Source organism: Glaciecola sp. SC05 (assembly GCF_041380235.1).
Classification (GTDB): domain Bacteria; phylum Pseudomonadota; class Gammaproteobacteria; order Enterobacterales; family Alteromonadaceae; genus Glaciecola.
Genome location: NZ_JBGIYY010000073.1, coordinates 1 through 301 on the forward strand (window position 1 = coordinate 1; position 301 = coordinate 301).

The 301-nt window shown below is 51.5% G+C and carries 1 other RNA gene; it reads right to left on the bottom strand.

The features are described from left to right. Positions 1-301, bottom strand: a transfer-messenger RNA (tmRNA) gene (gene ssrA / locus AB9H30_RS19430); the annotation flags it as partial.

Here is a 301-nt window from a genome sequence, read left to right on the forward strand (position 1 = left end):
CGAAATTCCTACATCCTCGGTACTACATGCTTAGTCCAGTCTTTACATTCGCTTGCCAGCTGCGGACGGACACGCCACTAACAAACTAGCCTGATTAGATTTAACGCTTCAACCCCAGGCAGGGCATCCACGCGATCTCTTTTGGGTTTGACCTCTCTTGATCCCCGTCCTAAGAGCGGAGGCTAGGGAGAGAGGGCTCTCAGCAGGTTATTAAGCTGCTAAAGCGTAGTTTTCGTCGTTTGCGACTATTTTTTGCGGCTTTTTACGAGGCCAACCGCCCCTCGGCATGCACCTTGGGTTT